General features: G+C 70.0%; 12 protein-coding genes. 5 read left to right on the plus strand and 7 right to left on the minus strand.

Annotated elements, in window-relative coordinates; all coding sequences use genetic code 11:
- Window positions 1–77 precede the first annotated feature (77 nt).
- Window positions 78–956, plus strand: a complete 879-nt coding sequence (locus ACW5F0_RS03560) for a DNA ligase (RefSeq protein WP_456999039.1) — start codon at window positions 78–80, stop codon at window positions 954–956.
- Here ACW5F0_RS03560 and ACW5F0_RS03565 read toward each other — a convergent pair.
- Window positions 953–2,068, minus strand: coding sequence for an ABC transporter ATP-binding protein (locus ACW5F0_RS03565; RefSeq protein ID WP_456999040.1), 1,116 nt, complete (start codon window positions 2,066–2,068; stop codon window positions 953–955). The genes ACW5F0_RS03560 and ACW5F0_RS03565 overlap by 4 nt on opposite strands.
- Before the next feature lie 110 nt (window positions 2,069–2,178).
- Between ACW5F0_RS03565 and ACW5F0_RS03570 the strand changes: the two genes are divergently transcribed.
- The 4 genes from ACW5F0_RS03570 to ACW5F0_RS03585 are packed head-to-tail and all read left to right on the plus strand — an operon-like array spanning window position 2,179 to window position 6,209.
- Complete coding sequence (locus ACW5F0_RS03570; protein WP_456999041.1) at window positions 2,179–3,558, plus strand: GH1 family beta-glucosidase; 1,380 nt, start codon at window positions 2,179–2,181, stop codon at window positions 3,556–3,558.
- A 19-nt stretch (window positions 3,559–3,577) separates the two neighbouring features.
- A complete protein-coding gene (gene glk, locus ACW5F0_RS03575; protein WP_456964654.1) occupies window positions 3,578–4,603 on the plus strand; it encodes a glucokinase in 1,026 nt (341 codons plus the stop codon).
- The gene (pgl, locus tag ACW5F0_RS03580; RefSeq protein WP_456964655.1) at window positions 4,600–5,334 is read left to right on the plus strand and encodes a 6-phosphogluconolactonase; all 735 of its coding nucleotides are present in this window, start codon (window positions 4,600–4,602) and stop codon (window positions 5,332–5,334) included. Before glk ends, pgl begins: the two co-directional genes overlap by 4 nt.
- Window positions 5,335–5,360: 26 nt before the next feature.
- On the plus strand, window positions 5,361–6,209 hold the full coding sequence (locus ACW5F0_RS03585) for an amidohydrolase family protein (RefSeq protein ID WP_456999042.1): 849 nt from the start codon (window positions 5,361–5,363) through the stop codon (window positions 6,207–6,209).
- On the opposite strand, the gene ACW5F0_RS03590 is transcribed toward ACW5F0_RS03585, so the two are convergent.
- From ACW5F0_RS03590 to ACW5F0_RS03615, 6 genes are all read right to left on the minus strand, one after another.
- Window positions 6,206–6,964 carry a hypothetical protein gene (locus ACW5F0_RS03590; RefSeq protein WP_456964657.1) on the minus strand — a complete coding sequence of 253 codons (759 nt, stop codon included), beginning with the start codon at window positions 6,962–6,964 and terminating at the stop codon, window positions 6,206–6,208. The genes ACW5F0_RS03585 and ACW5F0_RS03590 overlap by 4 nt on opposite strands.
- Window positions 6,965–6,969: 5 nt before the next feature.
- Window positions 6,970–10,143 (minus strand): discoidin domain-containing protein, encoded by a 3,174-nt coding sequence (locus ACW5F0_RS03595; protein WP_456999162.1) that lies wholly within the window; start codon window positions 10,141–10,143, stop codon window positions 6,970–6,972.
- 73 nt (window positions 10,144–10,216) lie between these two features.
- Window positions 10,217–11,053: a carbohydrate ABC transporter permease gene (locus ACW5F0_RS03600; protein ID WP_456999043.1), complete on the minus strand. Its 837-nt coding sequence runs from the start codon at window positions 11,051–11,053 to the stop codon at window positions 10,217–10,219.
- Complete coding sequence (locus ACW5F0_RS03605; protein WP_456964659.1) at window positions 11,050–11,928, minus strand: carbohydrate ABC transporter permease; 879 nt, start codon at window positions 11,926–11,928, stop codon at window positions 11,050–11,052. Before ACW5F0_RS03605 ends, ACW5F0_RS03600 begins: the two co-directional genes overlap by 4 nt.
- Window positions 11,928–13,223: a sugar ABC transporter substrate-binding protein gene (locus ACW5F0_RS03610; RefSeq protein ID WP_456999044.1), complete on the minus strand. Its 1,296-nt coding sequence runs from the start codon at window positions 13,221–13,223 to the stop codon at window positions 11,928–11,930. The genes ACW5F0_RS03605 and ACW5F0_RS03610 overlap by 1 nt, the downstream gene beginning before the upstream one ends.
- A gap of 6 nt (window positions 13,224–13,229) precedes the next feature.
- Window positions 13,230–14,867 (minus strand): glucoamylase family protein, encoded by a 1,638-nt coding sequence (locus tag ACW5F0_RS03615; RefSeq protein WP_456964661.1) that lies wholly within the window; start codon window positions 14,865–14,867, stop codon window positions 13,230–13,232.
- Window positions 14,868–14,880: the final 13 nt, after the last annotated feature.

Here is a 14,880-nt window from a genome sequence, read left to right on the forward strand (position 1 = left end):
GATGGACCATACCGATGACCACGGCTCCGACACTTGGAACAGGCGTGTTCCTTCGCGGCGCGCTCGCCTGCGCATGCATGTCCGCACCGGCCTTCGCCCCCACGGCCATTCACGCGCAGCCAGCCGATCTCATGCACGCCGCGCCCGCGGTGCTTGCGCCCGGCGCGATACCTGCCGGGCCCATTGCGGACTACTGGCTGAGCGAAAAGCTCGACGGCGTCCGCGGGCGCTGGGACGGTCGGCGGCTGTGGACGCGCGGTGGCCTGCCGGTGGACGCGCCGCCCTGGTTCACCGTGGGCTGGCCAGAGGAGCCGATGGACGGCGAACTGTGGTTGGGCCGCGGCCGCTTCGAGGAGGCCAGCAGCCTGGTACGCAATCCGCCGGCCGATGACGCGCCGTGGCGCGCGATGCGCTTCCTCGTGTTCGACCTGCCGGACCACGCCGGTCCCTTCGAGCAGCGGGTCCAGGCCATGCGCGCGCTCGCCGGCCCGGACACTCCCCCTTGGCTGCGGCCGGTGGCGCAGTCAAGGGTCACTGACGACAAGCAGCTGCAGGCCCGCCTGCGCGCTGTGCTCGACGCCGGCGGCGAGGGCCTGATGCTGCAGCACCGTGACGTCCACTACATGCCCGGCCGCAGCGACGGCCTGCTGAAGCTCAAGCCGCACGACGATGCCGAAGCGCGCGTGGTCGCGCATCTGCCAGGCCGCGGCAAGTACGCCGGCATGGTCGGTGCCCTGCTGGTGGAGCGCGAAGACGGCGCGCGTTTCCGCCTCGGCAGCGGCCTCAGCGACGCCGAGCGCGACGTGCCGCCGCCACTCGGCAGCCTGGTGACCTATCGCTACAACGGCCTGACCAGCAATGGATTGCCGCGCTTCGCACGCTTCATGCGGCTGCGCGAGCCGCCGCCCGATGCCGTCCCCGAGCGCCAGGCAGGCGCCCTCCCTCGACTGGATTAGCGCTGCAATCGGCGTCCGTCGCCGATATCGAAGAAGTGCAGGTGGGCGACTGCGACCCGGAGGGACAGTGACTCGCCCGGACGTGGCAGGTCGCCGGGCGGCAGCCGCGCCACCAGCGCATGCCCGCCCAGGTCCAGGTTCACGAACACCTCGCTGCCCACCGGCTCGACCACTTCCACCAGCGCTTCGAAATTGGCGTCGCCACTCCCAACGGCTTCCACGCCGGCCGGGGCGTCCGCCCGCAGCAGGTGCTCGGGCCGCAGGCCCATGTCCAGTTCGCGGCCCTCCCAATCGCCGGGCACCTGCAGCCCGGGCAGCGGTACGCGCAGCTCGCCATCGGCCAGCAGCGCGGGCGCGTCGCCAACCGACACCAGCCGACCGCGAATGACGTTCATCGCCGGACTGCCCAGGAACGTGGCCACGAACAGGTTCGCCGGCCGCTCGTACAGGGCCATCGGCGTGTCGACCTGCTGGATGCGGCCGCCGTCGAGCACCACGATGCGCTGGCCCAGGGTCATCGCCTCCACCTGGTCATGGGTGACGTAGACCATGGTGGTGCCGAGGCTGCGGTGCAGGCGCGCGATCTCCACCCGCATCGCCGCGCGCAGGCGGGCGTCGAGGTTGGACAGCGGCTCGTCGAGCAGGAACACCTGCGGCTGCCGGACCAGTGCGCGCCCGAGTGCCACGCGCTGGCGCTGGCCGCCGGAAAGCGCCGCCGGCTTGCGCTCCAGCATGTCCTCCAGCCCCAGCGTCTTCGCCGCGCCCGCAACCCGCTCCGCGATCGCCGCCTTGTCCATGCCGCGCAGCTTCAGGCCGAAGGCCAGGTTCCCGGCCACGCTCATGTGCGGGTACAGGGCGTAGTTCTGGAACACCATGGCGATGTCGCGGTCGCGCGGCGCAACGTCGTTCACCACCCGCTCGCCGATCGAGATCGTGCCGCCGTCGACCGTCTCCAGGCCCGCGATCATCCGCAGCAGGGTCGACTTGCCGCAGCCCGACGGTCCGACCAGCACAAGGAGCTCGCCGTCGCCGGCTTCGAAGCTTGCGTCATGGACGGCGATGAAGCCGTCGGGATAGACCTTGCGGACGTGTTCGAGCCTGACCTGCGCCATCGTCACTCCGGGTTTCCCCGTCATGCGGCTGCGGGGCCTGTGCGTTATCCTCGCAATGTAACCGTTTTCAACGCATTCCTACGCGCCGATCCGCCCGGAGCCCCTTGTCCATGTCCGATTCCACTGGTCCTGCAAGAGACCTCGTTTTCCCCGAAGGCTTCCTCTGGGGTGCCGCCACCGCGGCCCACCAGATCGAAGGCTCGCCGCTGGCCGACGGCGCCGGCCCCAGCATCTGGACGCGCTTCGCGCACACCCCGGGCATGACCCTCAATGGCGATACCGGCGACGTCGCCTGCGACCACTACGGGCGCTGGAAGCAGGACGTCGCGCTGATGCGCGAACTCGGACTGAAGGCCTATCGCTTCAGCGTGTCATGGTCGCGCATCCATCCCGAGGGCACCGGCCGCGTCAACCAGAAGGGCCTGGACTTCTATTCCCGCCTGGTCGACGAACTGCTCGCCAACGACATCGAGCCCCTGCTCACCCTGTTCCACTGGGACCTGCCGGCGGCGCTGGACGACCGCGGCGGCTGGCTCAACCGCGACTGCGCCGACTGGTTCGCCGAATACGGCACCACGCTCTACCGCGCGCTCGACGGCCGGGTGAAGAAATGGGCCACGATCAACGAGCCCTGGGTGGTCACCGACGGCGGCTACCTGCACGGCGCGTTGGCGCCCGGCCATCGCAGCCGCTACGAAGCGCCGATCGCCGCGCACAACCTGATGCGCGCGCACGGCGCCGCGGTGCAGGCCTACCGCGCCGAGGGCAAGCACGAAATGGGCCTGGTGGTGAACATCGAGCCGAAGTACCCGGCCAGCGACTCGGCCGAGGACGCCGCCGCCGTGCGCCGCGCGCATGCCTACATGAACGAGCAGTTCCTGCACCCCGCCCTGCTCGGCCACTACCCACCGGAACTCAAGGAGATCTTCGGCGACGCCTGGCCGGACTGGCCGGAGGAAGACTTCAAACTGATCCGGCAGCCGCTGGATTTCGTCGGCATCAACTACTACACGCGCAGCGTGACCGCCGCGGGCGACAGCTATCCGCTCAAGACCGCCGTGGTGCGCCAACCCCTGGGCACCTACACCGAGACAGGCTGGGAAGTGTTCCCGCAGGGCCTGACCGACCTGCTGGTCTGGTTCAAGCAGACCTATGGCGACCTGCCGGTCTACATCACCGAGAACGGCGCGGCGTTCTTCGATCCGGCCGTGGCCGAGGAGGGCCGCGTGCGCGATCCGCTGCGCATCGATTACCTTCGCAAGCACCTCTCCGCCATCCGCGACGCCATGGATGCCGGCGTCGACATCCGCGGCTACATGGCCTGGTCGCTGCTGGACAACCTGGAGTGGTCGCTTGGATACTCGAAGCGCTTCGGTATCGTGCACGTGAACTACGGCACGCAGGAGCGCACGCCAAAGGACAGCGCACGCTGGTATTCGAAGGTCATCGCCAGCAACGGACGCACGCTCTCCGATCCACTTCCCTACTAGCGAGGACAACGTCGCCGGCATGCACGATTCCCGACTGCAGACCGACGCCGGCACCCGCGTGCTGCTGGCCGACATCGGCGGCACGAATGCGCGCTTCGCGCTCGCGGACCCGCGTGCGACCGCGCCGCTTCTCGTCGACAGCGTGCGTCGCTATGAGGTGGCGGCCTTCGCCTCGCTGGGCGACGCGGCGCTGCGTTATCTCGCCGACATCGGCAGCGCCAGGGGCGCGTTGCGGACCGGCGTGTTCGCCGTGGCCGGGCGCGTCGACGGCGACGACGCACGCATCACCAATCATCCCTGGCTGGTCTCGCGCCCGCGCCTGTGCGCCGCGCTCGGGCTCGACGACGCGCTGCTGGTGAACGACTTCGCCGCGCAGGCGATGTCGATCCCGCTGCTCGGCGCGTCCGATCTTGCGCAGATCGGCAGCGTCATGCCACGCCCGACCGCGGCCGCATCCGGCGACCGCACCTTCGCCATCATCGGTCCCGGCACCGGGCTGGGCGTGGGCGCACTGCTCCTGCGCGACGGCCGGGCCATCGCGCTCGAGACCGAAGGCGGCCACGCAGGCTTCGCCCCGGCGACGCCGGTCGAGGCCGGCATCCTCGAGCAGCTGTCGCGCGACCACGGCCGGGTATCGAACGAGCGCCTGCTCAGCGGCCCGGGGCTGGTCAACATCCATCGTGCCCTCGCGGCGATGGCCGGCACCGACGCCGTGCCGATGGATCCGGCCGACGTGGCCGCAGGTGCGCAAGCCGGTGACGCACGCTGCATGCAGGCGGTCGATGTCTTCTGCGCAGCGCTCGGGAGCGCAGCCGGTGACCTCGTACTCACGCTCGGGGCATGGGACGGCGTCTATCTCGCCGGCGGCGTCACCCTGGAGCTGCTTGAAACGCTGCGGCACTCCGGCTTCCGCGAGCGGTTCGAGCACAAGGGACGCTTCGCGCCGGTGATGTCCACCGTGCCCTCGCTGGCCGTCCTGCATCCGGAAGCCGGGCTGCTGGGTGCCGCGGCCATCGCACGGCAGCGCCACGGAGCGGCCGCGTGAGCCCCACCATGGCCGGTTCCGTTCCACTGCGTCACGGCGTCGAGTTCCAGGCCTTCCAGGACAGCACGCAGTGGGCGTGGGCGGCGGCCGTCACCCTGGCTGCGGCGCTTGGGCGCGCGCTCGAAGCCGAGCCCCGCGCGCGCCTGCTGCTCTCCGGCGGCCGCACGCCCGGTCCGGTCTACGCCGCGCTGGCCCGTGCACCGCTGGACTGGAGTCGCGTCGACGTCGCCCTGGTCGACGAACGCTGGCTGCTGCCCGACGACCCCGACAGCAACGCACGCCTGGTCCGCGAATCGCTGCTCGCCGACCGCGCCGGCGCCGCGCGCTTCGAAGCGATCACGCGGCCGGGACGCAGCATTGAAGAAGCGGTGACCATCGCCAACATGCACGCCGCCCACCCTGCGGGCGTCGTCGTGCTGGGCATGGGCGAGGATGGGCACGTGGCCTCGCTGTTCCCGAAGATGCCCGGCCTGGCCGACGCCCTCAGGTCGTCGCGGCCCTACGTGGCCGTGGACGCCACCGGCTGTCCCGGCGCCGGCGCCTGGACGCGTCGGGTGAGCCTCACGCCGACGGGCCTGGCCCCAGCGCATACCCGCCTGCTGCTCATCCGCGGCGCCCGCAAGCGCGAGCTGCTCGACGACGTGCTCGGCGGCGACGACCCGATGGAGTTTCCGGTGCGCATGGCGTTCACCACGCCGGGTGCGCCGCTGCGGATCCTTTGGTGTCCCTGATGGCGCCCCGTTCCGGAACCACTGACATGCACAAGCGCCTCCTCGCCCTCCTCCTCGTCCTGGCTGCGCCGCTGGCGCAGGCACAGCACGCTGCCACGTTCGACATGCACGTCCACCTGCGCGAGGGCGAAGCATCGCTGCTCGAATACGAAGCCGCGCTGGAGGCGGCTGGCGTCGGGCCCACCCGACTGGGCGCGATGTGGTTCGGTGGCCCGCGCCAGGCACTCGAAGGCGACCTGGAGGCGATCAGGGCGGGTAATGATTCGGTCATCGCGCTTGCGGTGAAATACCGGGAGGTGCTGCCGATCGCTACCGTGCATCCCTATGACGGGCGCGCCGCGCAGGAAGAACTCACCCGGGTCGCGGCGCAGGGGGTGAAGGTGCTCAAGATCCATCCCCACACGCAGAAGTTCAATGCCGCCGACCCGCGCGTGCTTGAACTGGTGCGCAATGCCGGCGAGCTCGGCATGACCGTGCTGATGGACAACGCCGGCATCCTCCCAGGCGACAGCGAAACGCTCTTCAATCTCGCCGTCCAGGCGCAAGGTACGCGCCTGGTCTTCGCCCACATGGGCGGGATGGATTTCCGCTTCTGGAACATTCTCGCGTTGGCGCGCACCGCCGACGGCTTCTTCATGGACAACGTCCACTTCGACATTTCCGGGATCGTGCTGCTGGCTGCCGGCTCACCGATCGAGGCCGAGTTCGTCTGGACCCTGCGCAATGTCGGCATCGACAAGGTGGTGCTCGGTTCGGACTACCCGCAGATGTCGTTTGCGAAGCACCTGGAGGCCCTGGAGCGACTCCCGCTGACCCCTGAGGAGAAGGCGAAGATCCGCTCGGACAACGCGCGCAGGTTGTTCGGCCTCGACTAGCGCGCCACCCTGTCCCGCCGCTGGCGCACCTCGGCGCGCGCCTGCCCCGCCGGCCTGTGGCTGCCGGGCTCCAGGGCCAACCCGATCCGATAGCCGCTGCAGCGCCACAGCCAGGCCTGCAGCAGGTACCAGCCGACAAGCAGCACGCCCAGCTGCCACTCCAGCGCGTTCTCGATCCGGTCCTTCAGCAGAGGATCCTCCACTGCCGCAGACGCCGCCACGCTGCCGACGCCGATGGCCAGCATCAGGCCGCAGATCGCTACCATCGCCGTGCGCAGCCGCCCCTCCGGCGCCCCCGCCACGCGGCCCATGCGCAGGAACAGCAGCTGCGCGAGATAACTCGCACCGAAGTAGACGATGACGCCATAGCGGCGCATGAAGCGGTACCCGGCGCCGTCGGTGCCCAGGAACGTGGCGTACACCGCCAGCGCCACCGCGGCGGCGATGCCCAGCACGACCAGGCAGCGCGCGCCACGCATTGCGCCGCGCAGCGCCAGCCACCGCGCCGACAACCACCAGTGCAGGGCCAGCAGTGCCGTGCACGGCAGCACCAGGAGGCGGAAGACGTGGTTGCCCAGCCCGTGTCGCGCGGCGCGGCTGATCGACGTGCAGCCTTCCACGTAGGGGATGCACGCCGGCACGTGGCCGTCGCGCACGGAGAGCCACCACGCCAGGTGCACGGCGGCCACCAGCAACGCCGCGATGGACAGCGGCAGCGGCCAGACGGGGACGGCCGCGGATCGCGGGTCCGGCATCGCGATCACCCGCGTGGCGCGGCGCCCGCCGGGCGCGCGGGACGCTCGATCTCGACGCGCGCGGGCAGGTGCTGGATACGCAGTTCATTCCCCTCCCACGTGGCGGGGCGACCGTCGATGGTCGTCGCACCCGGAGCACCGCCGACCCAGGGCCAGGGCAACACCAGCCCCCCGGCCGGAAGCGCCAGGCCGTCTTCGACCTCGAGCACGAGCACGTCGTCGTCGCGCCGGAACGCGTAGGCCAGCGCGCCGCCTGGCGTTCGCAGCCCGCGCAGGCCGAAGCCCTGGTCGAACCAGTCGGCGGGCACGCCCGCGGCCAACACGATGCTGTCGTCGGACTCGCGCACGTGGGCGAACATGTCCAGCGCCGAGCGCACGAAGTCCGAGGCCACCCAGGCATGCGGCAGGTCACCGAGGAAGAAGGGCTTGCGCGGCGTCGGTGTCACCACTTCCGCCCACTGGTTCCAGGCGGGCGGCGCGCGGTCGGCCATCAACCAGTCGGCGGCCTCCCAGGCACGCTCGCGCCAGCCCAGGCGGACGAAGGCGCCGACGTTGCGCCACTCGTAGGGCGTGTAGGCATCCCATTCGCGCTGGCCATCGCGACGGGCGACGAACTCGCGCCAGTAGCGCTCGAAGGTCTTGTGCAGGCGGTCGGGCGGGAGGTTGGCGAGCTCGCCGCCCGGCGCCAGGGCGATGGTGGTGGATGTGGCGTCGAAGTCGCCGAGCTCCGCCGCACCGGGGAGGTAGTCGATGCCGTGCCGCGCCGCCGCGGCATCCAGGGATGCCATGAGGTCGGCGCGGAAGCGGTCGCGCGATGCCGCCATGCGCGCGGCATCGGCGTCCTTCCCGAGTGCCTCGGCCACCTGCACCGCGTCCTTGTAGCCGCGCAGCGCCCAGAAATTGTCCCAGTACGAGTGCATCGGCTTGGCCGAATAGCCCTCATGGCTGATCGAGGCCGGCATCATTCCGTAGAAGGCGGGGTCGATCGCCCGGTTGGCTTCGGTGCGTTCGCTCAGCGCCAGCGCTTCCATGTACTCGTAGGCCGCGAGCACGTGCGGCCACATGCGTTCGAGGAACCCATCGTCGCCGGTATAGCGCCAGTACTCGGCGATATTGAAGATCAGCTCGCCGTGGCTGTCGTTCTCGGGCACTGGATCGCTGCCGCGGTCATCCACGCAGCAAGGCACCTTGCCGTCGTCGAACTGGAAGGGCGCATACCACTCGACGTAGTCGCGCACGGCGTCGGCGCGCCCCAGGCGCAGCAGGCCTTCGGAGATCATCGCGCCGTCACGGATCCAGCTGCGCGAGTACGAACGCGTGCCCGGCTGCAGTCGCGGGCCGACCCGCGAGATGAGCATGTGCGCCAGCGCCGTGCGCAGGCTGTCGGCCAGTGCCTGGCCCTGGGGCGGCAGGTCCAGGCGCACCTGGTCGAGCTTCGCGCGCCACTGCGTCGCGACCTGCTGCTGCAGCTGCTCCGCGTCCCACCACCGTCGCGCCGGACCGCTGCCACCGGTCATCGGCACCATCACTTCGACGCTGCCGACCTCGCCCGGCCCCAGCCGCATCCTGTAGACCAGGGCCGCCGACGCCAGGCCTGTCGGATCGTCCACCACGCGCGTGGTGGCCGGCAGCTTGCCGCCGGCCAGGTGCTGCACCGCGTCGCCGGCATCGAAGGCCGATGCGAACGACGCCTGCGGAATCTGCTTGGCAAAGACCCGCGGCACGCCCGCGACGGACACCATGCCGCCGTCGACGGCGATGTCCTCGATCCGGCTCACGCCGCCGATGGTGTTGAGGAACTGCGCCGGTGGATTCACCTGCAGCGGCCGCGCGGCGAGCGCCAGCTGGAGCTCCTGCGCGCGCCCGCTGACATTGGCCAGGCGGTAGCGGAGCACCAGCTGCGAGTTCCCGGCATCCCCCGTCGCGAATGCGGTGACACGCAGCGAGAAGTCCCGGTGCCGCCAGTCGACGCTGGGGATCGGCAGGTAGCCATCCTGCAGTGACTGTCGGGGCGTAGCGTCGGCCCAGCTGACCAGGCGGCCGTTGGCCAGCACGAAGGGCTCGACGCTGAAGCCGCCGCGCGCGACCTCGACCGCGCCGTCCTCGCCGATCAGGCCCTGCTGCAGGCCACCGTCGATGCCGAGGATCGTCCAGTAGGGCTGCTCTCCGCTGAACCCGCGAGGGAAACGTCCACGCGGCAGGTCGGCGGCCACGGCGCGCACGAAGTCATTGGGATGCGCGCTGAATCCGAGCGGCTGCACCGCGACCTCGCCGAGCGCGAACTCCGGACCGGGCCCGGCGATGAGGTCGAGGGCGACGTAGCGCGCTTCCGACTCCGGCAGCGCGATCCAGTCGCGGGCGCCATTGCCCCGTTCCACCTTGCGGACGTTCCGCCACCCTGCCCCATCGTCGGACAGCTGGATGTCGTAGTGCGATGCCTGCGCACCCGGCAGCCAGTCAAGCACCAGCCCGCCGAATTCACGGACGCTGCCGAGGTCGAGCACCAGCCGCTGGCCGCCGGCAATCGCTGGCGCACGCCAGGCCGTCGCGACATCCCCATCGACCGCCAGGGCCGCGTTGCCGGCGATGGCGATGGCGGTGGCATCGAGCGGACTGTCATCGGCCGGCGCCAGTTCGCTGAAGGTCAGTTCGTCGAAACACACTGAACCCCGGCCGCCGACCCGGTTGTAGACCACGAACTCCAGCGTCGCGCTGGCCCGCAGCACCGGATCCGGATCCGGACCCCAGGCCTTCACGATGTGCCTCGCCTTGTGCCGCAGCGGCGTCCAGTGCGCCGGAGGCTCGACCGACGTCCGGTTCACCCACCAGACGTTGTCGCCGCTGGCGTCGACGAGCTTGAACTGCAGGTCGTTGGCCGGTGCGTCACCGCGCAGGCGAAAATCGAAGCGGTAGTTGCCCGGGAAATCGAGCGGCAGCGCGCGCTGGATACCGGCGTGCCCGGAGACGCCGTTGAAGTCGTAGTCCAGGCAGAGTGCGCGCCCCGCGTCGCCGTCGACGACGCGGATCGAGGCGCTGACCTGGTCGGAGGCCACCGTGCTCCAGGCGAGTGGGCTTTCGAAGTCGTCGATCACGCGGGTGGAAACGACCTCCTGCGCGGCAGCCGGCGCGGCCACCACGCTCGCGGACAGCACAAGCAGCTTCGCCACGGTCCAGCGCATCGGCCGGCAGCGGCGCCTCGCACCGCGCCCGCACATCCGCACCGTCTCCTCGAAAGCCATCACCCGCATCTCCTCAACCCTTGACGCTGCCCAGCAGCAGCCCCTGCATGTAATACCGCTGCAGCGACAGGAACAGCAGCAGCACCGGCAGCACCGTCACCACGGCGCCGGCCATCATCATCTCCACGTCCATGATGTGCTCACGCGACAGCGCCGCCAGCGCCACCGGCAACGTGTACTGCTGTTGCTCGGCGAGCACGATCAGCGGCCACATGAAATCGTTCCACGCCGCCATGAAGGTGAAGATCGCAAGCGTCACCAGCACCGGCTTCAGCAGCGGCAGCACCACTTGGAAGAAGATCCGCAGCTCCCCGGCGCCATCGATGCGCGCGGCCTCGATCAGCGCGTCGGGGATGGATCGCGCGTACTGCCGCACCAGGAAGATGCCGAACACGCCCGCCAGCGACGGCACCACCACGCCGCCCAGGCTGTTGACCAGCCCCAGCTCCTTCATCAGCAGGAACAGCGGCAGCATCGCCACCTGCGCCGGCACCACCAGCGCCGCCAGCATCAGCTGGAACAGGCGCTCGCGGCCACGGAAGCGCAGCTTGGCGAAGGCGTAGCCAGCGGCGGTGTTGACCAGCAGCGAGCCCAGCGTGATCGCAAGCGACACGATGAGGCTGTTGGCGAAGGCGCGGCCGAAGCCGGTGCGCGCGAACAGTTCGCGGTAGTTGTCGAGCGTGACCACGGCCGGCAGCAGCGGCGGCGGAAAGCGGCTGGCCTCGCCCATCGGCATGAACGACACCGAGACCATCCACGCCAGCGGCGCCAGCGCCAGCAGCGCGAATGCCGCCAGCGCGCCGTTGACCAGCAGCACCTCCAGCCGCGAGCCGCCCACGGGCCCGCTCATACCAGGTCCCGCTTGCGGCCGGCGCGCAGCAGCAGCGTGGTCGCGCCCAGGATCACCAGGAACAGCAGGAAGGCCACGGCCGATGCGCGACCCAGGTTCCACCACTTGAAACCTTCCTCGAACATGAAATACAGCACGCTCACCGTCGACTGCAGCGGGTCGCCGCGGGTCATCACATAGGGCTCGGCGAACAGCTGGAAGTAGCCCGACACCGTGATCACCGAGACCACCAGCAGCACCGGCCCCAGCGACGGCAGGGTGATGTGCACGATCTGCCGCCAGGTCGAGGCACCGTCGATGCGCGCGGCTTCGTACAGCTCTCGCGGAATGGCCTGCAGGCCGGCAAGCAGGATCACCATGTTGTAGCCGAAGTTCTTCCACACCGCGAAGCCGATGATCGTCGGCATCGCCCACAGCGGGTCGCCCAGCCAGTCGATCGGCGCGATGCCCACGTGCCCGAGCGCCCAGTTCACCAGCCCGTAGCTGGTATGGAAGAGGTAGCGCCAGATCACCGCCACCGCCACCAGGGTGGTTACCACCGGCGCGAACAACGCGGTGCGGAAGAAGGCCTTGGCGCGTGCCAGCTGCGAGTCGAGCAGCAGCGCGGCGGCCAGCGAGACCGCGATCGACAGCGGCACGCCCACCACGACGAAGTACGTGGTGTTCCACAGCGCCTTCCAGAAGATCGGCGTGCGCAGCAGCTCGATGTAGTTGTCGAGCGCGACGAAGCGCAGGTTCGCCGGATCGGCCAGTGCGTAGAGGTCGAAATCGGTCAGGCTCAGCAGCAGCGCCGAGGCCACGGGCAGTGCGAAGAACAGGCCCAGCACGAGCAATGCGGGCGCCACGAACATCCAGCCGGCGATGCCGCCGCGCATCAGCGCCCCTCCTGTTCGACGATCCAGCGGCGCTTGGCGAGGATCGCGTCGACGCTGGCGTCGAGTTCGCGCACCGCCTGGTCCTGCGCAAGGCCGCCGCGCACCACGCGCTCGGTCACCAGGCGGATCTCCTGCGCGATACGCTCCCACTCCAGCACCTTGGGCGTCGGGCGCACGCGCTCCAGTTGGTCTCGGAAGGCGGCCGCCAATGGATCACCGGCCAGGTCCGGGTGCTCCCAGGTGCTGCGCCGCGGCGGCAGGTTGCCGCTGAGGGCATGGAAGCGCCGCTGCACCTCGGGCCGCGACAGGTACTCCACCAGCAGCCAGGCGGCGTCGGCGTTCGTGCCGCCCCGCGGCAGCACCAGGCTGGTGCCGCCAGCGATGCCGGCGCCCGGGCCATCGGGACCCGGCAGCGGCATCGTGCCCCACTGCTCGGCCAACTCCGGCGGCGCACGCCGGCGGAATTCGCGGATGTTCCATGGGCCCGAGAGGTAGAAGGCGTTGAAGCCGCGGAAAAACTCGTCCCAGACGTTGGAGATCTGGGTTTCCGACAGCACCGGCGCCCAGCCCTCGTCGAAGATACGAGCGTAGAAGGCCAGCGTTTCGCGGAAGCCCGCGCTCTGGAAATTCCCTCTGGTGCCGTTCTGCCGCAGCAACGGGTCGGACTGCTGCAGGGCGAGCGAGAGCTGCGGCTCGAATTCGTTCAGCGGCAGCAGGATCGCGTAGCGCTCCGGCCCGACATGGCGCTGGATCGCGTCCATTGCGGCAGCCCACTCGTCCCAGGTCCGCAAGGGAAGCGCGACACCGGCCTCGCGCAGGATGTCCTTGCGATAGAACAGCAGCCGCGTGTCCACGTACCAGGGCACCCCCATCAGCGTGCCGTCGACGAGGTTCGTGTCCCAGATGCCCGGGAAATAGTCGGCGGCACTGATACCGGCCGAGCGCTCGACGCGCTGGCCGAGAGGCTCCAGCGCATCGAGCGCCGCGAACTCGGGGATCCAGGTATTGCCCAGCTGCAGCAGGTCGGGCATCGCCTCGGCGGCATAGGCGGTCAGCAGCTTCTCGTGGGCGGCGGTCCAGGGAATCGCCTGCACCTCCACGCGCAGACCGGGGTGCTCGCGATGGAAGTCCGGCAGCAGCGTCCCGACGACTTCCGCCTCGCGACCCATCGCCCAGAAGCGGATCGTGGTCGTGTCGTCGGCGTCCTTGCGCGCGCAGCCCGCGAGCAGGCTTCCCACGACCAGGACGGCCAGCAACAGGCCGCAGCGGATGCTTCGGGGACCCGACCCGGGCATACCGCGTCAGCCCGCCCGCGGCGGCGGCGCGGGTGCAGTCGCCGGGCTCGGGCTGGCTTCCGCCGGCCCGTCCGGGTCGCCGGCCCCGCCCGCCGGCTCCGCTTCGTCCGCCGCGCGTTCCGCGGCCCCCGCCGCGTCACGCGCTTGCAGCTCCGCCAGCCAGCCGCCGGTGAAGCCCGCGCGCTCCAGGCCCCTGCGGATATGCGGGTTGCGCTTCATGACGTTCCAGACGAAATCGTTCCGGTAGTTCGCGATGCCGATCAGGATCGGCCCCTGGTCGATGCCGATGTAGTCGCTCGCCACCCAGCCCCTGCCCGGGACCAGGCGGCCGGTCTTGAGCGGGATGTCGAAGTCGAAGCTCGGGTTGAAGGCATCCAGGAAGCCGTAGCTCGAATACAGATACTCGCCGTACTGGTCCACCAGCGCCTGGGTAGCCGGGATCACGATTTCCGGCGCATACGGCAGCGAGCCGATCGCCGCGGTCGGCGCGATGGTGCCGTCGTCGAAGGCCACCGCGATGCCGGCGCCGCGCGCACTGTAGTGGCGGAACTCGCGCAACTCGCCGTTGAACTCCTGGTCGGTACGCTGGGGACCGTCGCTCGCGGTCAGCCCCCAGATATCGGCGCCGTAGCCCTTCCAGCCCATCGGGTTCTCGATCGCGTAGGAACGCTGGGCATAGGTCGCACGCCGCGAGTTCTCGAAATAGTCGATGCCGCGGCCGCGCATGTAGGCGTCGCGGATGCCGCGGAAGTCGATCCAGGCGTGGCTGTACTGGTGCCCGAAGTGCGGCGCGAAGCTCAAATATTCCTGGCCCTGGAAAATGCCCCAGCTGTCGTCATAGGTCTGCGTCCAGGCGGTCCAGGCCTCCGGTTCCACCGGATGCGTCGGCGAACCCAGTGCCAGGATGTAGACCAGCATGGCCTCGTCGTAGCCGGTCCAGTCGTGCTCGATGAAGCCGCGCTCCGGATACCAGCCCATCGAGATCAGCGGCGGCCGCTGCTGCAGCCAGGGCCACTCGATGCGCCCGTAGAGTTCGTCCGCGAGCTCCCGGATGCGCTGCTCGCGCGGGTCGTCGCCATCGTAGTAGCTCTGCGCGAACAGCACGCCGAGCATCATCAGGCCGGTGTCGACGCTCGACAGCTCCACCCAGGGCTCGTACCGGTGGCCGGTGCGCATGTCGAGGAAGTGGTAGAAGAAGCCGCGATGGCCGATGGTGCCGGTCGCCTCCGGTCCCTGCGGAGACTCCAGCAGGAACTCCAGCGTCAACAGCGTGCGATCCACCGCCTGTCGCCGGCCGATCCATCCGTTCTCGATGCCGACCGGATACGCGGTCAGCGCGAAGCCGATGGCCGCCACGCTGGCGAACGGCCGCGACGGGAAACGGTCGGGCGTCATGCCGTTGCGCTCGTCGGTGGTATCCCAGAAGAACTGGAAGGTGCGCTTTTCGATGTCGCGGAACAGCTGCGGCAGCGGCATCTTCGCGGGCATCGCGGCATCGGTCGGCGGCGGCGCGGTGACCACCACTTCCTCGATCGGCCCCGGCCGGGGCGGTGCCACTTCAGAGTCGGGTGCCTCGCGCCCGCATCCGGCAAACAGCAGGACGGCCACCAGCGGCAGGAGCAACCAGGGACGGCGGGGTGGCACGGATCGCATTATC

The sequence above is a fragment of the Luteimonas sp. A534 genome, from assembly GCF_054072805.1.